This is a genomic window from Mesobacillus sp. (genome assembly GCF_057785455.1).
On record NZ_JBYNSB010000019.1, the window covers coordinates 15,570 to 37,517 of the forward strand.

The 21,948-nt window shown below is 45.3% G+C and carries 20 protein-coding genes; 14 read left to right on the top strand and 6 right to left on the bottom strand.

All coding sequences use genetic code 11. The features are described 5' to 3' along the window. The first annotated feature begins 17 nt into the window (after window positions 1–17). Window positions 18–599, top strand: coding sequence for a molecular chaperone TorD family protein (locus AC3EBE_RS06515; protein WP_488594210.1), 582 nt, complete (start codon window positions 18–20; stop codon window positions 597–599). Between the two features lie 193 nt (window positions 600–792). On the opposite strand, the gene AC3EBE_RS06520 is transcribed toward AC3EBE_RS06515, so the two are convergent. The 3 genes from AC3EBE_RS06520 to AC3EBE_RS06530 form a co-directional block, all read right to left on the bottom strand. Then, entirely contained in the window at window positions 793–1,119 is a 327-nt protein-coding gene (locus AC3EBE_RS06520; RefSeq protein WP_488594211.1) for a hypothetical protein, read from the bottom strand. A gap of 454 nt (window positions 1,120–1,573) precedes the next feature. Then, complete coding sequence (locus AC3EBE_RS06525) at window positions 1,574–1,807, bottom strand: DUF1128 domain-containing protein (protein ID WP_488594246.1); 234 nt, start codon at window positions 1,805–1,807, stop codon at window positions 1,574–1,576. 106 nt (window positions 1,808–1,913) lie between these two features. Beyond that, on the bottom strand, window positions 1,914–3,269 hold the full coding sequence (locus AC3EBE_RS06530; RefSeq protein WP_488594212.1) for an alanine/glycine:cation symporter family protein: 1,356 nt from the start codon (window positions 3,267–3,269) through the stop codon (window positions 1,914–1,916). Window positions 3,270–3,574: 305 nt separating this feature from the next. Here AC3EBE_RS06530 and AC3EBE_RS06535 point away from each other — a divergent pair, with 305 nt between their 5' ends. Continuing rightward, the gene (locus tag AC3EBE_RS06535; protein WP_488594213.1) at window positions 3,575–3,937 is read left to right on the top strand and encodes a YtxH domain-containing protein; all 363 of its coding nucleotides are present in this window, start codon (window positions 3,575–3,577) and stop codon (window positions 3,935–3,937) included. Between the two features lie 38 nt (window positions 3,938–3,975). Then, entirely contained in the window at window positions 3,976–4,791 is an 816-nt protein-coding gene (locus tag AC3EBE_RS06540) for a YihY/virulence factor BrkB family protein (protein ID WP_488594214.1), read from the top strand. Window positions 4,792–5,468: 677 nt separating this feature from the next. Here AC3EBE_RS06540 and AC3EBE_RS06545 read toward each other — a convergent pair. Further along, window positions 5,469–7,388, bottom strand: coding sequence for a heavy metal translocating P-type ATPase (locus AC3EBE_RS06545; RefSeq protein WP_488594215.1), 1,920 nt, complete (start codon window positions 7,386–7,388; stop codon window positions 5,469–5,471). A 690-nt stretch (window positions 7,389–8,078) separates the two neighbouring features. Here AC3EBE_RS06545 and AC3EBE_RS06550 point away from each other — a divergent pair. Further along, entirely contained in the window at window positions 8,079–9,011 is a 933-nt protein-coding gene (locus AC3EBE_RS06550; protein WP_488594216.1) for a DMT family transporter, read from the top strand. A 79-nt stretch (window positions 9,012–9,090) separates the two neighbouring features. Here the strand turns inward: AC3EBE_RS06550 and AC3EBE_RS06555 are convergent, their stop codons facing one another. Further along, a complete protein-coding gene (locus AC3EBE_RS06555; RefSeq protein ID WP_488594217.1) occupies window positions 9,091–10,272 on the bottom strand; it encodes an MFS transporter in 1,182 nt (393 codons plus the stop codon). 180 nt (window positions 10,273–10,452) lie between these two features. On the opposite strand from AC3EBE_RS06555, the gene AC3EBE_RS06560 reads away from it, so the two are divergent. The 6 genes from AC3EBE_RS06560 (at window position 10,453) to ggt (ending at window position 17,163) form a co-directional block, all read left to right on the top strand. After that, window positions 10,453–10,839 (top strand): OsmC family protein, encoded by a 387-nt coding sequence (locus AC3EBE_RS06560; RefSeq protein ID WP_488594218.1) that lies wholly within the window; start codon window positions 10,453–10,455, stop codon window positions 10,837–10,839. 324 nt (window positions 10,840–11,163) lie between these two features. Beyond that, a complete protein-coding gene (gene cax / locus AC3EBE_RS06565; protein WP_488594219.1) occupies window positions 11,164–12,225 on the top strand; it encodes a calcium/proton exchanger in 1,062 nt (353 codons plus the stop codon). Between the two features lie 89 nt (window positions 12,226–12,314). Next, window positions 12,315–12,932 (top strand): YczE/YyaS/YitT family protein, encoded by a 618-nt coding sequence (locus tag AC3EBE_RS06570; protein ID WP_488594220.1) that lies wholly within the window; start codon window positions 12,315–12,317, stop codon window positions 12,930–12,932. A gap of 89 nt (window positions 12,933–13,021) precedes the next feature. Next, complete coding sequence (locus tag AC3EBE_RS06575) at window positions 13,022–13,855, top strand: YfkD family protein (RefSeq protein WP_488594221.1); 834 nt, start codon at window positions 13,022–13,024, stop codon at window positions 13,853–13,855. A 614-nt stretch (window positions 13,856–14,469) separates the two neighbouring features. Beyond that, a complete protein-coding gene (locus AC3EBE_RS06580; protein WP_488594222.1) occupies window positions 14,470–15,285 on the top strand; it encodes a YtxH domain-containing protein in 816 nt (271 codons plus the stop codon). 192 nt (window positions 15,286–15,477) lie between these two features. After that, on the top strand, window positions 15,478–17,163 hold the full coding sequence (gene ggt, locus AC3EBE_RS06585) for a gamma-glutamyltransferase (RefSeq protein ID WP_488594223.1): 1,686 nt from the start codon (window positions 15,478–15,480) through the stop codon (window positions 17,161–17,163). Between the two features lie 39 nt (window positions 17,164–17,202). Here the strand turns inward: ggt and AC3EBE_RS06590 are convergent, their stop codons facing one another. Beyond that, window positions 17,203–17,706, bottom strand: a complete 504-nt coding sequence (locus AC3EBE_RS06590; RefSeq protein WP_488594224.1) for a DUF421 domain-containing protein — start codon at window positions 17,704–17,706, stop codon at window positions 17,203–17,205. A gap of 166 nt (window positions 17,707–17,872) precedes the next feature. Between AC3EBE_RS06590 and AC3EBE_RS06595 the strand changes: the two genes are divergently transcribed. From AC3EBE_RS06595 to AC3EBE_RS06610, 4 genes are all read left to right on the top strand, one after another. Further along, window positions 17,873–18,058: an SE1561 family protein gene (locus AC3EBE_RS06595; protein ID WP_488594225.1), complete on the top strand. Its 186-nt coding sequence runs from the start codon at window positions 17,873–17,875 to the stop codon at window positions 18,056–18,058. Window positions 18,059–18,263: 205 nt separating this feature from the next. Next, complete coding sequence (locus AC3EBE_RS06600; RefSeq protein ID WP_488594226.1) at window positions 18,264–19,820, top strand: fumarate hydratase; 1,557 nt, start codon at window positions 18,264–18,266, stop codon at window positions 19,818–19,820. A gap of 255 nt (window positions 19,821–20,075) precedes the next feature. Further along, entirely contained in the window at window positions 20,076–20,879 is an 804-nt protein-coding gene (pdaA, locus tag AC3EBE_RS06605; RefSeq protein ID WP_488594227.1) for a delta-lactam-biosynthetic de-N-acetylase, read from the top strand. 194 nt (window positions 20,880–21,073) lie between these two features. Next, entirely contained in the window at window positions 21,074–21,934 is an 861-nt protein-coding gene (locus AC3EBE_RS06610; protein WP_488594228.1) for a DNA-3-methyladenine glycosylase family protein, read from the top strand. The last annotated feature ends 14 nt before the right edge of the window (window positions 21,935–21,948 follow it).

Genomic DNA, 21,948 nt, shown 5'->3' on the forward strand with positions numbered 1-21,948 from the left:
TAAAGGTGGAGACTAAGATGGAAGAACGATATGGAAAACTCGCAATCGCGAATATCATGACAAGCATCTGGCTGGGGGAATGGGACCGGTATGAAGAATTCATGGACGAAATCCCTGAGGGAATGCGGGAGGAGCTTCCATTTCATTCATCGTATCAGCGGGAAGAAGTGGAGCTCTGGCATGACAACCACTTTTTCATACCGGGAGACCATTTTGTCTCCCCATATTTCTCCTCATACACGAAAAATGATGAAGATGAGGAAACGCGCCGGCATGATCTGCTATGCCTTATCGGTTTATATGAGAAAACCGCTTTTTATTTTCCGCTTGAACAAGATCGGCTGCCTGACCATTTAGGCAGCATGACTGCCTTTATCAGTTCTGTTTTACAAGCGGAAATCAAAGCGGAGCTTGAAGGCGAAAATGACTATCTCCAGCAGCTTGAAGAAATTGAGGCTGAAATGCTCAGTAAATATTTCAGACCGGTCATCGAACCGATGCTCGCGAACGCCGCAGATAAAATCAAGCATCCATTCTTTAAAGAATTCCTCCTCTTCTTTGCGGAGATCATGGGTGAGGGCTGGGCTGAAGCGGCCTGATAAAAAAGAGACGGTCCCTGTCACGGGCAGCCGTCTCTTTTTCATGACTATTTACTTTGCTTGAAAAAATCGATAAACGCATGATAAAACTCCACACCCTGGTACAGCATAAAGCTAGTTGCAGTCAGGGAAAAGAACCCAATCATCAGGAATCGAAACCACATATTCATTCCTCCTCGATTTTAGATTTAACTTAAAATCTCAGAGGCTTGATCACGTAATTGGATTGATAAAACACCGCTATGAGGAAATGGCTGATTGCCTTGTAGTTCTTCGAAAGACTATAGCTGCCGGAACAAAGCTGCAAAAAGAGGGATATCGCGAGTACAGAGATAATAGTGAAGAACTTCTTATCAAGAAGATCCGGTGCCGCAGCGTCTTCTGGTGCCTGATCCAAAAGGATGACCGCTTTAGCCTTCACATCGAATGCTTTCAGGCTGTCAGCTGGCACAAATCCGTGGATAAGGAAAAAAGTAAAGAGCAGCAGCAGACTAAGGGCGGAAGCTTTTTGCTTGAACATCGTCCTTCACCCCCTTAAAGTAATAAACCTATCTTATAACAATATATGCATAGTGGAAACATAAAAGTTTTGACAAATTTCTTCTGGATGAAAAAACAAGCACCTTTTAGGTACCTATATTTAATCCAAAAAAGATTCGAAAATTGTGGTTGTATCTTGTTTGTTTATATAAGTTGAATAGAAATGGGGCTGTTATTTCCATTCCAGGCGCTTCGCTTTCCGCGGGGCTGGCGCTGAGCCTCCTCGTCCCTTTGCTCCTGCGGGGTCTCATCTGTCCAGCTGCGCCCGCAGGACTTTGAATAGGCTTCCTCGAACCTGCCCACGCACGATGGAAATGCGATAGCATTTTCGGAGGAGTCTGCGCGCCTTCCATTCCAATCAACTGGGCTTTAAAAATAGGGTTAAATTCTGTATATATAAAAACAGGCACCTATATATCAGGCGCCTGTTTTTATTATTGCTTTCTCAAATTGCCTAGTTCTTCAGCGATTGCCTGCATTTCATTTGGGCTGAAGTTGTTTTTTCTCATGATCATTTCGTAAATTTCTTTCAGTTCTTCGTACATTTCTCCGTCGAAATGTGAAGATTTAATTGCACCGATGTTCATGACGTTGAGCTTTTCTTTGATTTTTTCAATCATGAAATCAACGTTTTCGGGTGTGTTTTTCGTTAAGTCCACTCCGTTCATCCTTTCAAGGGTTGTATCATCATCTTTCCATGTTCCCTTCAAAAAGTCAATTGAAAATCCGGCGTCTGCTGGCACGCCGGATTGAATATGGGAGCAGAAAACCTAATTATGCACTCAGTGTTTTTGCTTCCTTTTTCTCTTCCTTGATCGCATTCAGGATATTCCTTGTTTCAACCACGACTACACCGGATAGGCCGAGCAGTCCGATCAAGTTAGGGAAGGCCATCAGTCCGTTCATGATATCGGCAACGCCCCATACAATCTGGAGCTGGGAAATCGCTCCGATGAAAACAGCGATGACAAAGGCAATGCGATAGTAGATGATGACTTTTTTGCTGAACAGGTACGAAAAGCATTTTTCACCGTAATACGACCAGCCGATAATGGTCGAAGAAGCGAAAAACAGCAATCCGATTGCAACGATAACCGAGCCTGAAGACCCGAGGAATTTTTCAAAGGTTGCCGAGGTCAGGTCTGCTGCCGTGACATCTCCTGTATATAATCCGCCCATGACAATCGTGATGCCTGTAATCGAGCAAATGACGAGCGTATCAATGAACACCTGAGTCATTGATACTAATGCCTGTCGTCCAGGAAGGTCTGTTTTTGCAGCTGCGGCAGCGATTGGTGCCGAACCAAGCCCTGCTTCATTGGAAAAAACGCCTCGCGCAACACCCATCCGGATGACCGTACCCAGAGCACCGCCGGCAACAGCTTCACCTGTAAAAGCATCTGTGAAAATCAATGATACGGCTGCAGGCACTAGATCAAAGTTCATTACCATTACAACAAGCCCTGCAATTAGGTAAAACAATGCCATGACCGGAACAAATAATGCCGTTACTTTACCAATGCTCTTAATACCACCGAGGATGGCGAGAGCGGTGAAAATAGTCAATACGAGTCCTGTAACCCATGGCGGGACAGAAAAAGTAGAATTAACAACACTTGCGACAGAGTTCGATTGAACCAGATTGCCAATCCCAAAGGCAGCGATCGCTCCGAATAGCGCGAAGAGAACACCCAGCCATTTTTGCCCCAGGCCTCTTTCGAGATAATACATCGGACCGCCTGACATTTCGCCGTCAGCATCTTCCACACGATATTTGACTGCCAGAACAGCCTCAGCATATTTAGTGGCCATTCCGAAAAATGCCGTCACCCACATCCAGAACACTGCACCGGGTCCGCCGGTAAACACAGCGGTAGCAACACCGGCGATATTACCGGTTCCGACAGTGGCGGCCAGAGCCGTCATTAAAGCCTGGAAATGAGAAATATCTCCTTCGGACCGCTTGTCCTGATTCTTTGAGAACGCAAGCTTCAGTGAGTAAGGAAGCAGCCTCATTTGGAGAAATCCGATCCTTAGCGTTAAATAAATTCCTGTACCAACCAGCAGTACGAGCAGCGGGGGTCCCCATACCCAGCCGCTGATTTTGCCAATCCATTCTTCAAATGTCATGTTGGTCCCCCTCAAAATAAAAATGATGTCGAAAAAGTTCTCTAACAAGAATATTCTGATAATTGGTCCGAGTCAAGCGATATCTATATCAGGTTTTTTCCAGGTCGCCAGAAAAACTCAGATTTCGCCAATATAAGGTGTGACTTTGCCAGGCTGCACTTTTTTGATTTAAGTGGAAAAAAGCATGGTTTTTTTCATCAAAGTCAGCCCAATACTTGCATGAACCACTGCTAATCGTGGAAAATGTTAGATAAGAATTGGCTAAGGGAATGCAAACCCTAAAGCTTACATAGGAGGAAAAATCAATGAGCAGAAAACGTTTTTGGATGGGCATGGTTCTTGGTGCTTTAGCAGGTGGAGCAGCAAGTCTGCTGGATAAGTCGACCCGCCAGACAGTCAAAGAGGATTTCAGCAAAGTTTCGAGTGGTGTTGCCTATGTCGTTAAAAATCCAAATGAATTTTTGGATGATATTAAGGAAACAGCGAATAAAGTCCGCTCAACAGTGGAACAAGTAACAGAGGATGTTGCTTTTATCACAGAAAAGGTCGAGGAAATCAGGGATGTCCCCCCTCAGGTGACCGAACTTGTAAAAGGGACGAAGGAAACACTTAAAAAGATTGCTGCATCTGACCATAAGCAGCATCATATAGATGAGAATGAATTATAAACAAGCCTGGCAAGGATAGCAGAAGTTGAGGTGAATCCATGGTAGATTTATCATTTTTCAGGCATATGTGGCACAGGATACAGGAGGATGATGTACCGGCACTTGCAGCCCAGCTTGCCTATTTTCTGCTGCTTTCATTATTTCCGTTATTGATTTTCCTCGTGACGCTTGTCCCGTATTTGCCAATTACGGAAATGGATATCCTTGCGTTTTTTGATGATTATGCCCCTGGGGATACGATGGACCTGATCAGGAGCAGCCTCAGGGACATTATGGAAAAGGACGGCAAGCTGCTGTCATTCGGTTTGATTGCGACCATCTGGACAGCCTCCAATGGCATTAATGCAATCGTAAGAGCTTTCAACCGTGCTTACAGAGTGAAGGAAACCCGATCCTTCATCGTCAGCAGATTGATGGCGGTCCTTCTGACGCTGGCGATGATTTTTGTATTCCTTGTTGCTTTGATCCTGCCGGTGTTTGGAAAAGAAATTGGCAGCTGGCTGTTTGCGAATTTCGGCCTGCGAGAAGAATTCATTTATGTCTGGAACACCATTCGCTGGCTGATCAGTATCCTGATTATTTTTATCGTTTTTCTGGGCCTGTACTGGATTGCTCCCAATAAAAGGCTGAGCTGCATAAGCGGCCTGCCTGGGTCCGTCTTTGCGACTGCCGGCTGGGTGCTTGTGTCACTCGGCTTTTCATACTATGTCAGCAATATCGCCTCCTACACGGCCACGTACGGCAGTATCGGTGCGATCATCGTCCTGATGCTCTGGCTGTATCTCTCCGCTTATATCATCATCATTGGCGGAGAGATTAACGCGTATTACAGCGAAAAGAAAGAAGGCTGCTGATACCAGGATGATATCCTTAAATTTCCGCGGTAAACGTTTCGCTTTTTGCGGAAGATAAAAGCGAGGCATGGACCTCATTTTTATCAGGGGGGATTTTAGGATGACAAAGAAAACGAAAAAAGATGGCGGCACAAAACAAAAAGGCAATAAGAGCAACCCTAAGCAAAAAACATCAGGGTCAGCTAACGGTTCAAACGGCTATCACTAAATAACGAAGCGCCCATTTGGAGGGCGCTTTTACTTATTTAGGGAGAAGGGGATTGATTTTGAATTTAGATCCTGTTGATTGTAGTGGAAGGCGCGCAGACTCCTTCGGGATGCAGCGGGACAGGTGAGACCCCGCAGGAGCGCAGCGACGAGGAGGCTCACCGCACGCCCCGAGGAAAGCGAAGCGCCTGGAACGAAAATCAACAGCCTTTTATTACAATCCTTTTTTTAAAAACATATGGTTACCTTTTAGATAATGGGACTTTTCTTTCTAAAGTATAAAGATAGCAACAAAATATTAGAAAAGACCCTTTATAAGAAGGCAACAATCCTTGCGAAAAAAGCCATTATAAATATTGCAAGTTGAATAAAAGCTTCTCAACGCAAATAAAGAGCTCCACAAAAAAGAAAAAACCACAAAGCAAACACCACAAAAAAATCCCGCTGAAAAATCATCAGCGGGATTAAGCTTATTTCAATAATCTCAAGCTATTCAAAATAACCAGAATCGTACTGCCTTCATGCCCAATTACGCCATATGGCAGGTCAAGAACCTGAAGGAAATTGGAGGCGATCAATACCATGATCACCAATATTGAGAAGACGACATTTTGTTTCACAATTCTGTTCATGCGCCTTGAAAGATTGATGGCTTCTGCAATCTTCGGAAGGTCATTTTTCATCAGGACGACGTCCGCTGTTTCCAGTGCGACATCGGAGCCTTCACCCATAGCAATCCCGACGTTGGCGGTTGCAAGCGCCGGGGCATCATTGATGCCATCGCCAACCATCGCGACTGTCCCAAACCGTTCCTTCAGCTTCTTCAATTCCTCAACCTTCGTTTCCGGCAGGCACTCCGCGATATGCTCATTTACATGGCTTTCTGCAGCAATCGCTTTTGCAGTATTCTTGCTGTCACCGGTTAGCATGATGGTGAAAACATCCTCAGCCTTCAATAGATCGATTGCCCGTTTTGTTTCTTCACGTACAATATCCTTCAAGGCCATCAGACCGGCAAGCTCTCCGTTTCGTTCGATGAAGATAATGGTCTTGCCCTCACCTGCAAGCTTTAAAGCTGCACCATCTGCAAATCCTTCAGCAGCGGACCTGCCGACAAAATCAGCTTTCCCGATTTTCCAGTCTTCGTTTTCAAAATGGGCTTTAACGCCCCAGCCTGACACATCTTCAATGCTTTCCGGATTTAATAGCTCCTGGCCGAGAGATTCCTTTGCATATTTTACAACGGCGTTCGCCAGTGGGTGATTGGAATGGCTCTCAATGGACGCTGCCTTCAGTAGGACTTCATTGCGATCAAGGCCCTGGGCAACGATTATATCGGTCACTTCAGGCTTGCCTTTTGTCAGCGTGCCGGTTTTATCGAAGGCGATCGCTTTTAAGTGGCTCAGGTTTTCAAGATGGACGCCGCCTTTAAAAAGAATCCCGTGTCTGGCGCCGTTGGAAATCGCCGATAAAGTAGCCGGCATGATTGAAGCCACAAGCGCACATGGTGACGCAACAACTAATAGGATCATCGCCCTGTAAAAGGTTTCTGTCCAGCTCCATCCCAGCAAAAAATGTGGAAGGAACATCATCAGCACGACAACAGCAAGCACGACTTTTACGTAAGTCCCTTCAAATTTCTCAATGAAAAGCTGGGAAGGGGACTTCTCGCTTTGTGCGTTCTGCACCAGCTGGATGATTTTCTGGAAGAGCGTCTCATTATTTGGCTTGGTAATCTTGATCGTAAGTGAACCGGTCAGATTCACCGTGCCTGCAAAGACATCGTCACCAGAATCCTTGTTCACCGGAATGGATTCACCGGTGATGGCTGCCTGGTCTATCGTGGTCTGTCCTTTTACAATCTGGCCATCAGATGGAATTCTTTCACCAGGTTTCACCAGGATCATGTCGCCAATCTCTAGCTCGGATACATGTACTCTCTTCTCGATTCCATCTGTTATTTTCAATGCCTCTTCGGGCTGGAGTTCCATCAGAGAGGAGATTTCCTTGTGGCTTTTGTTCATCGTGTAGGTTTCAAGCGCGCCGCTCATCGCAAAAATAAAGATCAGGATTGCGCCCTCCGTCCAGTAGCCAATGATCGCCGAGCCGATTGCAGCAAAAATCATCAGCATTTCCACATTCAGTTCCCGTTCTTCAATGGTTGCCTCAATGCCTTCCTTAGCCTTGGCAAATCCGCCAATCACATAGGCAAGGATAAAGGCAGTGACAGATGCAGTCTCTGAATCCCCTTTGCTGAGTATCCAGCCCAATGCAATCAAAATCCCGCTGACCACTGCAGCAATCAGCTCAGCATGCGGTTTCACTTTTTCAATTAACCCAACCTCAGGCACATGCTTCTGCTTCATCAAAGCGTTCGCTCCTTGAGCCATATGAATCTCCTCCTTTTATTAACCAATATCTATAGCACTGTGTTTCTAAACACTGTTTTTACAAAACTTTTTTTAAAAAGGCTGTGTTAAAGCTGAATGTTGATTTTTAACCCTGTTGCTCTTCGTTTCAGGCGCGAAGACTCCTTCGGGATGAAGCGGGACAGGTGAGACCCCGGAAGAAATGGTCCAAAAAGAAGGGACCATTTTTCCCCGCAGGAGCAAAGCGGCGAGGAGGCTCACCGCACGCCCCAAGAAAAATTCGCTCTTGAAAAAGCCGGCAATTGGGCTTTTTCAAAATTTTTCAGAGGAAAGCAAAGCGCCTGGAACGAAAATCAACAGCCTCGTTTAACAGAGCCTTTTAAACATTTTAAAATATCATTGTTGCAAAAGCAGGATAGGAGAGCCTATCTAAATGATACTAATAATCACAATCATTACCCCTAAAAAACACGAAAGCTGCCATCGGAATGATGACAGCGTAAAGCCAGAGCAAATGATAATATATAGTTTTCACTATTATGTTACCATACAATATATGATTTGATAAAGGCTGATGCTCTTGGAAAGTGGTTATTTTTGACTGGAAGGTTCATTCAATAAAAGCTGTACATTAGCAGAAGCATATTTTTCAAAAGCAAATTCATTAAAAGGCCATAATAAAAATAATCTATGGCTTAAGGAGAAATATCGATGACAACGAAAGATTTTTTTACCCATCCGCTGGGAATCGCGGTATCGGCTGCCGGAGCAACTCTGTTATGGGGGAGTGCGTTTCCGTTTATAAAATTGAGCTATAAGAGTCTTGATATCAGGCCCGAGGAAATCGGGGAACAAATGCTGTTTGCCGGCTACCGCTTCCTATTGGCTGGAATCCTGATTCTGATCTTATTTTTATTTCTGAAAAGGGATATGAAATTCAAGTCTGAAACAACATTGCCGTTAATGAAGATTGGATTTTTCCAGACGTTTATGCAGTATGTCCTGTTCTACATCGGTCTTAGCTACTCGACTGGGATACAGGGCTCGATCATCGCGGGGACGACTTCTTTTTTCCAAATCCTGCTTGCGCATTTCCTCTATCCGGATGACAGGATGAACCGTTTGAAGGTCGCAGGGCTGATGATAGGTTTTACCGGGGTTATTTTCGCCAACTGGCCGAGCGGGGAATATGAGGTGGACTTTGGCATCGGGGAAATCCTGCTGATGCTTGCGATGCTTGCCGGAGCGTATGGAAACATCCTTGCCAAAGAAGGCAGCTCGAAAATGGAGGTCATTTATTTGACTTCATACCAGATGATTCTCGGGTCGCTTGGGCTGGTTGCGATTGGAGCTTTCAGTGTCGGTCTTGTTCCTTTCGACTTTGACCTCAAATCCACACTGATGCTGGTTTACCTGGCATTTCTTTCAGCGGCAGGCTTCATTCTGTGGAACAATGTCATGAAATACAACCAGGTTGGAAAGGTATCGCTTTATCTATTTTTGGTGCCGGTGTTCGGAGTTATTTTATCATCCATGCTGCTTGGCGAACCGCTTCATTACTTTGTCATTGCCGGATTGATTTTTGTAGTCGCAGGTATCGTGCTTGTGAACAGGCCGGCCCGGAAAAACGCCTCTGCAAAATAGGTGCTGTATTTCCATAAACTGAGTTAAAACAAACAGCCTCCCGGCAATAGGGAGGCTGTTCTGCTATTCGTATCCAAATTTATGCTGATTTCGCTTCCTGATGCTGAGCCTTTCCAGGGCGAACAGCAGCGAGCGCGAGGAAAATGAGCAGCAGCATCGTACTGATCACATAGAAAAAGCTGATCCCCTTCATCAGCTCGATGGCCACACCGCCAATGAATGGGCCGCTGATGCTGCCGAAGCTGAAAAAGATGCCGCACATCAGATTCCCGGCAGGCAGCAGCTGTTTCGGAAGCAAATCGGCCATATAGCTGATGCCGAGGGAAAAAGTAGAGCCGACCAAAGTCCCGGCAAGAAAGAAACAAACCAGCAGGCCGGTTGTTGAATTCTCTAAAAATCCTGCTGCGGTAAAAGTAAGGAAACCAGTTGAAGTGATAAACAGAAGCACTGATCTCCTCCCAAGCTTGTCACTCAAGATTCCCAACGGCAGCTGGGAGAGGATGCCGCCTGCTGCAAAGGCCGGCAGCAAGAGCGCTACTGCTTCCACTCCTATGCCGGATCGCATCGCATATACTGGGAAGTTGCCGTTCAGGCTGGCTTCGAGGAAACCATAACCGAATGGCGGCAGGAAGGCGACCCACGCATATTTGAAAACCTTCCCGAATCGTTTCATCGTACCGAAAAATGAAGTGCTCTCGTAATCCTGCTCTGGCCGCTCATTTTTTAACAGCCAGACAGTCAGCCAGGCAGCAAGGCTGACTGCTGAGGAAATGATGAACGGCAAGGAGGTGTTGATCTCCACGAAGCCAGTCATCAAAGGACCTGCCGCAAAACCAAGCCCGAAAAACAGGCCATAGAGGGAAATGTTTCTGCCGAGCCTTTCTTTTGGAGAAAAGGATGTAATCCAGGTCTGTGTCGCAAAATGGAGCATATGATCCCCAATCCCGATCGCCAGCCTTAAAACGAACCAGAACCAAAACGATTTCCACACAGGGAAGAGTGCCAGTGATACAGCTACTGCCAGGCCTCCGGCCAAAATGATCGGCTTATAGCCGAAGCGGCGCAATGGTGCTTCCATCAACGGCGAAGCAATTAAAATACCTATATACAAACCTGTAGCGTGCAGGCCATTCATCGAGGATGAAACCCCGTCATGTTCAAAGATGATCGCAATCAATGGAAGCAGCATTCCCTGCGAAAACCCGGATATCGCTACAATGCTTACCAAAATCCAGAAACGAACTTTCATGCTGATTTTCATTGGAAAACTCCTGACATTTATTTAGTACTACTAAATGTTAAATGTATTAAATTTTATACGCAATGTTTTTTTAGTTCAATTCAGGGAAAAAATAGTGTAATCTCTTTTATGAGTCTTAACGGTAAAATTTTCTAAAATGCTTTTGCCAGGACAGCAATAAACAGATTAAGGGTGATAGAAATGGAATTCAAGATGAAACCGGATGTTGGCTTTTATACGGAGGTTGGGTTTGGCAGGCTCGATGTCGCAGGGGATGATCAGTATGGGTTCAGGCCATACCAGCTGCTCGTTTCTTCAGTTGCAGTATGCAGCGGAGGAGTTCTTCGCAAGGTGCTGGAAAAGATGAGGATGGAAATCAAGGATATACATATTCAAGCCGATGCCCAACGTGTTGAGGAAGAAGCAAACCGTGTCAGCAAAATTATCGTGCATTTCCGGATTGAAGGAAACAATCTGGATGAAAAGAAAATTGAAAAAGCAATGGTGCTGACAAGAAAGAACTGCTCCATGGTGCAGTCCGTCATCGGCAGCATTGAAGTCGAAGAGACATTTGAGATCGTGGGTTAAGGTTTTTAGAAGAAGGCTCTGTTAAAGCTGAATGTTGATTTTTAAAACCTGTTGCTCTTCGTTTCAGGCGCGAAGACTCCTTCGGGATGGAGCGGGACAGGTGAGACCCCGGAAGAAATGGTCCGAAAAGAAGGGACCATTTTTCCCCGCAGGAGCGAAGCGACGAGGAGGCTCACCGCACGCCCCAGGAAAAATTTGCTCTTAAAAAGCCGGCAATTGGGCTTTTTCATAATTTTTCAGAGGAAAGCGAAGCGCCTGGAACGAAAATCAACAGCCTTATTTAACAAAGCCTAGAAGAAAAAGAAGAATAGTGAGGATGGCAGAATGACAAATAAAATTTTCATGATTTTAACTTTTGTCGGTGTTCCTGTGTCTGTAATTGGGACACTGATGCATTGGCCAAGTATGATTTTGTTCGTGATCTATTGCTTGACCATTATCGCTTTGGCGAGCTTTATGGGAAGATCGACCGAAAGTCTCGCTATTGTTACAGGCCCGAGGATCGGCGGCTTGCTGAATGCGACGTTTGGTAATGCAGTAGAACTGATTATCTCCATTTTTGCCTTGAAAGCTGGCCTTGTTGGCGTGGTGCTTGCTTCCCTGACAGGTTCCGTGCTTGGAAACCTGCTTCTTGTCGCAGGTTTATCATTCTTTGTCGGCGGACTGAAGTTTAAACGTCAGCATTTCAATGTGTATGATGCAAGACACAATTCAGCGCTGCTGATGTTCGCTGTAATCGTCGCTTTCGTGATTCCGGAAGTTTTCGCGATGGATATGAATGAGAGCAAAACACTAAGCCTAAGTGTCGGAATCTCAATTATTTTGATCGCATTGTATCTGGCAGCTCTGTTCTTCAAGCTTGTCACGCACCGCGGTGTATACCAGCATAAGGTTGAAGGCGCCGCAGAGCAGCATCATGAAGAACCGGAATGGGGCAAGGGGAAAGCAATCCTGATCCTTCTGGCTGCAACAGTCGCTGTTGCCTATGTTGCTGAAAATCTTGTCCACACCTTTGAAGCCGTTGGTGAATCTCTAGGCTGGTCAGAATTATTCATCGGGGTAATCATCGTTGCGATTGTCGGTAACGCAGCCGAACATGCTTCGGCAATTATCATGGCATACAAGAATAAGATGGATATCGCTGTCGAAATTGCCGTTGGCTCTACCTTGCAGGTTGCCATGTTCGTGGCTCCGCTGCTTGTGCTCGTTTCCCTAATGTTTGAAACGAAGATGCCGCTAGTGTTCTCAATGCCGGAAATGATTTCAATGGCAGTCGCTGTACTGTTGTCTATCAGCATCGCCAATGACGGTGAAACAAACTGGTTTGAAGGGCTTACACTTTTAGGTGCCTATGTTATAATGGGAATTGGATTTTATCTGCTTTAATATAATAGAAATAATGAACTCTGTTCCGGGAGGACAGGGTTCTTTTTTCGGTTTCAAACTGAATTGTTGTTTAAGAAGGAGATTATCTAATGGCAATATTCTATCGTATTTTATTTTTCCTCATTGGGCTGGCGATCCTTTCTTTTGGCGTATCCATGACCATAAAGGCAGGTTTGGGGACTGGAGCTTGGGATGCGCTGAATGTAGGGCTGTCAGGTACGGTCGGTTTTACACCTGGTACATGGGTAGTGATCGTCGGCATCATATTGATTTTTGTCAATGCTGCTCTATTGAAAAGACGCCCGGATTTCGCAGCGGTCATCACGCTTCTCATCACAGGAATTCTCATTGATTTTTGGATTCTGCGCGCCTTTGGGGACCTGGTGGTTTCTGGATACGTGAAGCAATTTATGGTGTTCGTCCTTGGAATGGTGACGCTGAGCCTAGGACTGGCCATCTATCTGCAGCCGAAATTCCCGCTGATTCCGATCGATAACTTCATGATGGCATTAAGGGAAAGGTTCGGGCTCAATCTGATGGCAGCGAAAACACTGGGGGAAGTAATCGCCTTGTCTGCCGCGTTCATTTTTAAAGGGCCGATTGGCATCGGAACTTTGATCGTCACCTTCGCGATTGGGCCGCTGATCCAATTCTTCTACCCATTTTTTGAAAAATTGCTGAACAAACTCGTCATCTCGAGTAAATAGCAATTTTTTTATAACTTTGGATAAAGTAATGCCACTCCGAAAACACTATAAGCAAACTTAAGTTTCTTGTAGTGAAAGGAGTTCACACCATGAAAAAAACAGCAGCTATCCTTGCTTTAACGATGGTTTTCATGATGTCTGTTTTAGTGCCCGGGTTTGCTGAGGAAGGCAAAGGCCAGAAAGCTCCCCAGCCGAAGCAGGCAGAAAAGGCGAAGTATACGATTCCTGGTTCCGTCCAGAACATCACAAAGGATAACACTTATCCAAATCCGACGGAAGACTTGCCGTTCCTGCAGCCAAGCGAGCTGACGAAGAGCCTGATCCAATCCTCCAAGGTGAAGATTGAAAATCCAGACCTGATCCGGATGCTGAATGAAACGACGATCAACAGCACGCCGTTTGCCATAGGCTATCGGGCGATTGTCTATCTTGGCGACTGGCCATTGAACTATGAGTCGACGGAAACGTCCCCAAACTGGGAGTTCCAGAAGATCAACACAAATTATTTTGACAATCGCGGCGGCAATGCCATTTATCAAATCCATTATGTCCAGGAGCAGCAAAAGGTCGTAAAAGGCGGATTGACTGCAAAAATCAAGAATGCTGAGGATGTCCAGAAAATGATGCTGTTGAAAGCAGCGCAGAAAACCGGCCTTCCGCTGGCATTCGAAACAATTGTCGGCGCTGGCACAAAAAAGGATCACATATACAACATCCAGCCAAAGAGGCTGGGATATCTGTACGCTTACGCACCGGCGATCAATGAAAAGGGAAAAGTCACTTACGGCGAAGTTTATTTGATGCTTAAGGGCAATAAGAGATTCATCGTCGTCAAAAACGTCGTCACCCAGGGCATCGGAGCGTGGATTCCGGTCCAGGACCATGTTAGCTTCGGATTTGTTTCAAGCGAAAGACCACGATAAAATGAAAGCCAGACTCCACTGATGATGGAGTCTGGCTTTTTTTTTAGACAAAATGTTCGAGTTGGCCTCAGACTCTTTTTTATTTAGGATTTGATATTTCATCAGTAAAAAATATAGACGGGCAAATTCCGTTTATTTTCGAAAACACCATCACTTCAAGCGAAATAAAGGAAGCTTTTCCGCTTAAAAGAATAAATTTTTTCATTTTATGGATTTATAGGGGTGTTAACAGTAATTTCTCCGCTTATTTCAGCCTGTTGATTTCTATTTATAAGCGATAGGAGGAATTTCTCCGCTTATTTGGGTTTCAAGAGCACCACGGAATATCTGTGCTTATCGTCCCCTTATGACAACCATATTTTCTACAATAGACAAAAGGCAGTGAGAGCAAGCTCATTGCCTTTGTCGACTAGCTGAGCCAGACTTCTACAATAGGCAGTCTGGCTTTTTACATATATAAAAAGAAGCTGGAACATGAGAACCGTCCCCATGTACCATCTGGTAATTTTTTCTTCTTGACAAAAGGTAGATATATCCTGTTTAGCTCTTGTCCATCCCGGGAATTAGATAGGCATAACAAATAAAAAAACATTTATACCAAGGAGGAAGAGACTATGGCACAGAACATTCTACCAAATAATGATGACAACACAATGGACAACAATTCAACTTTTACTTCAACTAAAGAAAATGCAACATATGATACGACCACAGGAACGACAACATATGCTAGCACAGCAGGAAATGATTCCTACACTGGAACTTCCAATGACTCATACTCTGGCAGTACTTCCATGGGCGGCTACTCTAGCAGCTTCTCATCCGACACTTCAAGTGGTTCAAACAGCAAGCTGATGAAGGGCGTGCTGATCGGCGCTGCAATTGGCGGCGTGGTGGCAATGCTCGATTCCAACACACGCTCTAAATTGAAGGATACAGCCATGAATGTGAAGGATACATCCATGAACGTTGTCAGTGAGGTGAAAAATAATCCCACTGATGTCAAGGAATCGATGATGAGCAGCTTTAAGGAAGCATCCAGCATCCTTAAGGAAGCAATCAGCGATGCCCAGAATCTTTACCAGCGTCTGAACGAGGATGTGTTCAGCAAAATGGGTGATGTGAAGTCATTATCCAATGAAGCGATGAACACTTTTTCAAAGGCTACAGGTGATTTGAAGGAAGTCGGCGCAAAAGTAAAAGAGGCCGGCACGACTGCGATGGATAACTCTGTAGTCAACTCGGCAACGGGTGCGACGGAAACTTCTTCATCCAGCAGTTCTTCATCAACTGGTTCCAGCTCGAGCAATCCAGCAGGAGCGTACGCAACCGGCATGGACAGCCAGCCTGCTGACACACCAGGATTAGGCAGCACGTCCAATACGTTTGCTGTATCTCCTGATCAGCAGAACAACGATAACAACCGCTAATTCCTTTTAGAAAAAGCCAGTCCTGCATGTGCAGGACTGGCTTTTTTAGTGGCACACCAAGCTGCATTCAAGGTGGATTAAAATCGTTCGACAATGTGCTAATCCCAGTATTTTGTCTGTTTTTTGGGGAAGTTAAGGGGTAGTTAATATATACAAGCTGAAAATAATAGAGGATTATGGGAGGAATTGACGATGGGGAAGGAATTTAAAACGCGCAATAAAAGATGCGATTTTGAAAGAGAGACGGCAAAGAGTAAAATAGCCATGGCTGCATCGGCACACCCGGTCGCAACCGACGCTGGTGAAAAAATCTTAAAGGCTGGAGGTAATGCCATTGATGCGGCGATTGCTATCCAGTTTGGCCTGAATGTCGGAGAACCGATGATGACCGGAATTGGAGGCAGTGGCTTTTTCATGGTATACCATGCAGAAAGCAAAACGATCAAAATCTTTGATGGGCATACAAGGGCGCCAAAAGCAGCCCATCCTGAGCTTTTTTTAGATGAAAAGGGAGAAGTCATTCCTTTTAGGGAAAGATCCACTCACGCAATTGGTGTAGGTGTTCCGGGGATCCTTAAGGCAATGGAAGCTGCGAGGAAGGAATATGGAACAAAGCCGCTAGCTGAGTTAATAGAACCTGCTGCCCAGGCAGCAGAAAAAGGCGTCGAGGTAAATTGGGTGATGCAGGAAATCCTCAAAACATTTGATTACCGTCTCGGCGATCATGCGAAGGAACTGTTCATGCCAGGGGGCAAATCCCTTAAAGAAGGGGATGTTTACCAGAAGGAACACTTGGCTAAAACCTTCCGTATCCTTCAAAAAGAGGGGATTAAGGCTTTTTATGAAGGTGAAATAGGAGAAGCACTGATTTCTACTTTGAGAAAGCTTGGCGGAATCATGGAAATGTCCGATTTAAAGGACTATGAAATTACCATTGATGAACCGGTATGGGGTACCTACAGAGGGCATAAGATTGCGTCATCCAATATGCCAAGTGCAGGCGGGACGACGATGCTCCAAATCCTGAAGCTTCTCGAAGGTTTTGACCTGAGTCAGTATGATGCGAAATCTTGGGAGAAATACTATCTCTTTACAGAAGCAATGAGGATTGCTTTTTCAGATAAGATCGCATTCTCTGGTGATCCCGAATTTGGAGATATCCCCCTTGATGGAATGCTGAATGAAGAGTACCTTGCTAAACGAAGGGAACTGATCAATTTTGAGCGCAGGAATGATGCTGTCGATTTTGGTAATCCGTGGGTATTTACTGGCGGCAAGGAAATAAATGTAGTGAGACAGCTGTTCGAGCCTGAAAGGGAGCGAAGCGAAACCACTCATTTTACCGTCGTCGATCAATGGGGCAATATCGTAGCATGTACATCAACGGTTGAACACCCATTTGGCTCAGGTATCATGGTCGAAGGATACGGCTTTGTCCTGAACAACGAATTGACGGATTTTGATGCGATGCCAGGCGGACTGAATGAAATACAGCCAGGAAAGCGTCCAGTCAGCTGTAAAACACCGACAATCGTGTTCAAGGATGACAAACCTGTCCTGACACTTGGTTCCCCAGGAGGTCCTACGATCGTTGGCTCGGTATTCCAAACGATTGTGAATGTCCTCGATTTCGGTATGGACCTTAAGGAAGCAATAGAAGAACCGCGGATTTTCAACAGTACAGGTCCGCTGATTGGCTGGGAATCAGGCATCAGCATGGAGAGCAAGGGAAGGATGGAAGCAATGGGCTTCGAGTTCGCTGATGGACCATTCCCAATAGGCAATGTGCAGGCAATTCAAATTGATCATGAAAAAGGTCTGCTATACGGAGCAGCAGATTCCAGCCGGGAAGGAAAGGCGACCGGACTGGAAGAATAGTATGAAAAAAGCAGGAGGTTGAATCATGATCCTCCTGCTTTATTTATTAACATTTGAAAGTGTATCTTTATTCTCTTTTCCTTTTTTGATCACAGAAATGCTGCCATCAGTTTCGAGCACAACTGCTTCTACCTTTTCCATCGAAGGGATCCCGCTTGAACGGGCAGCCTGGAGGATTTCAGCCTCAAGAATTCTTTCTTTCTTTATTTTTTCATGCAAATATTTCCCTTGATAAAATAACAGCTGGGGTTCCGATTTTACCAGAGTTTTTACTGTATCAGACCTTGATGAAAGCCAGGCGGCCACATATTGCAAGCTGATCAAGGTAACGAACGCTGCAGCACCTTCGGCAAGGGAAACTTTTTTATTGAGTAAAATTGTAGCGAGGACGGAACCAAGAGCTACGGTCACTACTAAATCGAAAGCGTTCATCTTTGATAACGTCCTTTTGCCAGATACCCTGAGCAATATAATCAGGGCGGCATAAGCTAACACCCCCACGATAAAAATACGGCTGATTTCCTGCCATGAATCAAAAAACATCCGATCACCTCTATAGGTTTTTTTCCTAAAAATGAAGGTCCAAACATGTTGAATGGATGATGTTCCGGGGAATACTAAAATAAATACCAGGAACCTCATTTGTTTAATATTGCAGATTACCGAATTTTTCGATAGGATGTTAACGATGGTGAAAGGAGAGAGCAGTTTGGGAAATCCAATTAATGATAAAAATACACAGGTTGTGTTTTTAAAGCAGCGTTTAGATATGTTTTCTGAGTTATTGGATGCGATCGATCCGGAAGAAACAGATCTTGAGGATATCGACCGCATGATCCAGATCGTTGAAGAAATGGATGCAAAATGCCGCGAATTCAAAAATCGCGATTTGTAAAGGGACCTTTGATGAGGTCTCTTTTTTTCGTTTAAAAGAATTTTTTTAAAAGCAATAGTAATGAGAGGATTTTTTTCCTTGTAACCGATTCCACTTTCCATCTTTAATTCAAAAGATGATAGGAGTATAATGAAATGGGAATTTGTTATAAAGTTTTAACATATAGAAGATTGACGAACATGGGAGCAGAGAGAGGGGTAGACAAATGAATATCGAAAAGTTTCAGGAAAGCATGTACCAGCTGATCGTTGAAACATCCACTAACCTTCCGAAGGATGTACGCAGGGCTATAAAGGCTGCGGCTGAGCGTGAAAGCGCCGGTACGCGTTCGGCGATGAGCCTTGCCACCATTACGAACAATATTAAAATGGCAGACGATAATGTGTCGCCAATTTGCCAGGATACTGGCCTGCCAACCTTTAAAATCAAAACGCCTGTTGGCGCAAACCAGCTTGAAATGAAAAAGGCCATTTATAATGCGATTGCACTCGCAACGAAGAATGGCAAGCTTCGCCCGAATTCAGTGGATTCCTTGACTGGAGATAACAGCGGCGATAACCTTGGCGGCGGGACTCCTGTCATCAAGTTTGATCAATGGGAAAAAGATTATATCGATGCCCGCCTGATCCTTAAGGGCGGCGGCTGTGAAAATAAAAATATTCAGTACAGCCTTCCGGCAGAGCTAGAAGGACTTGGACGTGCAGGACGCGACCTTGACGGCATCCGCAAGTGCATCATGCATTCTGTCTACCAGGCACAGGGACAAGGCTGCAGCGCAGGCTTCATCGGCGTTGGAATCGGCGGCGACCGCTCTTCAGGTTACGACCTTGCAAAAGAGCAGCTGTTCCGCTCTGTTGAAGATGTGAACCCTCATCCTGAATTGCGCGACCTTGAAGAATATGTCCTCGAAAATGCCAATAAGCTTGGAATCGGAACCATGGGCTTTGGCGGCGAAACGACTCTTTTAGGCTGCAAAATCGGTGTCATGAACCGCATCCCTGCGAGCTTCTATGTGTCGGTTGCCTACAACTGCTGGGCATACCGCCGCATGGGTGTTGCCGTCCATCCTGAAACTGGTGAAATCCAGGAATGGATGTACCAGGAAGGCGAAAAGATCGATTTCGCACAGCCTGCAGCTGCACAGGAAATCGCTGCTGCTGCGGAAGCTCCGGCTGAACAGGAAGTCATCACATTGACAGCACCTATTACAGAAGAGCAAATCCGCCAGCTGAAGGTCGGTGATGTCGTCAGAATCGATGGCATGATGTATACAGGACGCGATGCGATCCATAAATACCTTTCCGATCATGATTCACCTGTCGACCTCAATGGCCAGATCATTTACCATTGCGGTCCTGTTATGCTTAAGGATGAAGAAGGCAATTGGCATGTAAAGGCTGCAGGCCCGACAACAAGTATTCGTGAGGAGCCTTACCAGGGCGATATCATGAAGAAGTTTGGAATTCGCGCTGTAATCGGAAAAGGCGGCATGGGTGCGAAGACCCTGGCTGCCCTCCAGGAGCACGGTGGAGTGTACCTGAATGCAATCGGCGGGGCTGCACAGTATTACGCTGACTGCATCAAGTCAGTAGAAGGTGTTGACCTGATGAATTTCGGTATTCCAGAAGCAATGTGGCACCTGAACGTAGAAGGCTTCACAGCCGTTGTCACAATGGATTCACACGGCAACAGCCTGCATCAGGATGTAGAAAAATCGTCACTGGAAAAATTAGCCCAGTTTGCTGACCGGGTCTATAAATAAACATGGAGGAGGCTTGCTTAAACGGCAAGCCTCTTTTTCCTTTTTCTAATGACTTGAAAATGTGGGGGCCATTAAATTTGCCGGGTTCCAGTGAATCAAGAAATTCATTTTCGCTCCATTTCCCCTGACATTCTCCTAGTGATTCATATCTGTCCATACTATTTGCATTCAATCCCTAAATATACCTGAACGGAAATCGAGAATTTTTTTGACCTCCTGACAAACAATATAAAAAAACATCATGGGAGGAACATCATGAAACAGTTATCAAAAATTGTACTAGCTGCCAGCCTTTTGATTCTAACGGCTCTCCCGGCGGCAGTGCATGCTGAACACTCGAACAGCCCAATCCATTGGGGTTTTAAGAAAGGGCGCAATGGCAGGCAGGCAGATGCCGGAAGGATGCTTGAAGTCATCATTGAAGAACAAGGCGCGGTATACAAAGGAGATAAGAATAAAAAGGATATCTATCTGACCTTCGATAACGGCTATGAGAATGGCTACACCGAAAAAATCCTTGATGTATTGAAAAAAGAAAAGGTCCCGGCGGCATTCTTTGTAACAGGACACTACCTCGAAAGTGCCCCTGAACTCGTGGAACGCATGGCATTTGAAGGCCATATTGTCGGCAATCATTCATGGCATCATCCAGATATGACCCAAATCAGCGATGAAAAAATCAGAAAAGAACTGGAAATGGTCCGTGCAGAAACTGAAAATATCACTGGCAAAAAAGGAATGGCCTATCTGCGCCCGCCAAGAGGAATTTTCAGCGAAAGGACGATGGCGGTCGCAAAGGAAGCAGGCTACACCCATGTATTTTGGTCGCTCGCATTTGTCGACTGGAACACCGACCAGCAGAAGGGCTGGCAGTATTCCTATGATAAGATCATGAGCCAGATCCATCCAGGCGCCATCCTGCTGCTGCACACCGTTTCGAAGGACAATGCAGACGCCCTCGAGAAAGTCATCCAGGATTTGAAGAAACAAGGCTATACCTTTAAAAGCCTTGACGACTTAATGGTCAGCCAGCATTTGAAAGACCCGATGCTGTATTGAATATAACCCGGCTAATTTTGCCGGGTTTTTTTACTGGAATAAAACGAGCGTGTTTTGTAGTTCGCTATGAAATAGATTTTTTTTCGCTTTATGCCAGTCTGGACTTCATAAACAAAGATCAAAAACCTCCATTTTTCGTAAAATCGTCGTGAAAATGCTATAATACGGGGAAAATAGTTAAGGACGGTTTCAATATGTGGGAAGAAACGGTATCGATCACAGGTCCGTACAATTTTGATCTTGCTTTAAGCAGGCTGTCGCTTGATCCGCTTCACAATGTGGACATTGCGAACCGGATGGTAAGGATTCCGCTGCTTGTTGATAATAAGAAAGCTGTCGCAGAAGTCATCGGCACCGGCACGCTGGAACAGCCGGGATTTTTGATTCGCGCCACCGCTGACAAAGATAAAACGCTTCAGCGCCTGACTGAAATTTTTCAATGGAATACGAAGCTGATTCATATTCATGAGCACTTCCAGAAGACGGAACTGAAAGAGCTGTTCAATCAGCACTATGGCACTCCGATCGTGCTTGAATTTGATCCGTTTTCAAGCCTGATTAAAAGCATTATCCATCAGCAGCTGAATCTTAAGTTTGCTTTTACCCTGACCGAACGGTTTGTTAAGACATTTGGAGAAGAGCTGGATGGAGTCTGGTTTTATCCTTCTCCAGAAAAAGCAGCCAGCTTGACAGTGGAGCAGCTGCGCGAATTGCAGTTCAGCGGCAGGAAAGCTGAATATGTCATTGGAATCGCTGAATTAGCTGCGTCAGGCAAGCTTGATTTTGAAAAATTAAAAGCACAATCCGATGCGGAAATCGCAAAGGAATTAATAAAGATACGCGGAGTCGGGCCGTGGACAATCGAGAATTTCCTCATGTTCGCGCTCGGACGGCCAAACATGTTCCCGATGGGTGATATCGGTATCCAAAATGCTCTCAAGAAATATTTCAACCTCGAGCAAAAGCCAACCCTTCCTGAAATGGAAAAATATAAAGAGCCATGGAATCCTTATTTAAGCTATGCTTCGCTCTATTTATGGAGAAGCATTGAATAATTGGAGTGAAGTTT

Coding starts and splice junctions, on each gene's coding strand:
- AC3EBE_RS06610 (WP_488594228.1), top strand. CDS start 21,074: ATGTGGGAAGAAACGGTATCGATCACAGGTCCGTACAATTTTGATCTT.
- AC3EBE_RS06515 (WP_488594210.1), top strand. CDS start 18: ATGGAAGAACGATATGGAAAACTCGCAATCGCGAATATCATGACAAGC.
- AC3EBE_RS06575 (WP_488594221.1), top strand. CDS start 13,022: ATGAAAAAAACAGCAGCTATCCTTGCTTTAACGATGGTTTTCATGATG.
- AC3EBE_RS06525 (WP_488594246.1), bottom strand. CDS start 1,807: ATGAACGGAGTGGACTTAACGAAAAACACACCCGAAAACGTTGATTTC.
- ggt (WP_488594223.1), top strand. CDS start 15,478: ATGGGGAAGGAATTTAAAACGCGCAATAAAAGATGCGATTTTGAAAGA.
- AC3EBE_RS06550 (WP_488594216.1), top strand. CDS start 8,079: ATGACAACGAAAGATTTTTTTACCCATCCGCTGGGAATCGCGGTATCG.
- AC3EBE_RS06580 (WP_488594222.1), top strand. CDS start 14,470: ATGGCACAGAACATTCTACCAAATAATGATGACAACACAATGGACAAC.
- AC3EBE_RS06520 (WP_488594211.1), bottom strand. CDS start 1,119: ATGTTCAAGCAAAAAGCTTCCGCCCTTAGTCTGCTGCTGCTCTTTACT.
- AC3EBE_RS06540 (WP_488594214.1), top strand. CDS start 3,976: ATGGTAGATTTATCATTTTTCAGGCATATGTGGCACAGGATACAGGAG.
- AC3EBE_RS06530 (WP_488594212.1), bottom strand. CDS start 3,269: ATGACATTTGAAGAATGGATTGGCAAAATCAGCGGCTGGGTATGGGGA.
- cax (WP_488594219.1), top strand. CDS start 11,164: ATGACAAATAAAATTTTCATGATTTTAACTTTTGTCGGTGTTCCTGTG.
- AC3EBE_RS06600 (WP_488594226.1), top strand. CDS start 18,264: ATGAATATCGAAAAGTTTCAGGAAAGCATGTACCAGCTGATCGTTGAA.
- AC3EBE_RS06570 (WP_488594220.1), top strand. CDS start 12,315: ATGGCAATATTCTATCGTATTTTATTTTTCCTCATTGGGCTGGCGATC.
- AC3EBE_RS06555 (WP_488594217.1), bottom strand. CDS start 10,272: ATGAAAATCAGCATGAAAGTTCGTTTCTGGATTTTGGTAAGCATTGTA.
- AC3EBE_RS06560 (WP_488594218.1), top strand. CDS start 10,453: ATGGAATTCAAGATGAAACCGGATGTTGGCTTTTATACGGAGGTTGGG.
- pdaA (WP_488594227.1), top strand. CDS start 20,076: ATGAAACAGTTATCAAAAATTGTACTAGCTGCCAGCCTTTTGATTCTA.
- AC3EBE_RS06590 (WP_488594224.1), bottom strand. CDS start 17,706: ATGTTTTTTGATTCATGGCAGGAAATCAGCCGTATTTTTATCGTGGGG.
- AC3EBE_RS06545 (WP_488594215.1), bottom strand. CDS start 7,388: ATGGCTCAAGGAGCGAACGCTTTGATGAAGCAGAAGCATGTGCCTGAG.
- AC3EBE_RS06535 (WP_488594213.1), top strand. CDS start 3,575: ATGAGCAGAAAACGTTTTTGGATGGGCATGGTTCTTGGTGCTTTAGCA.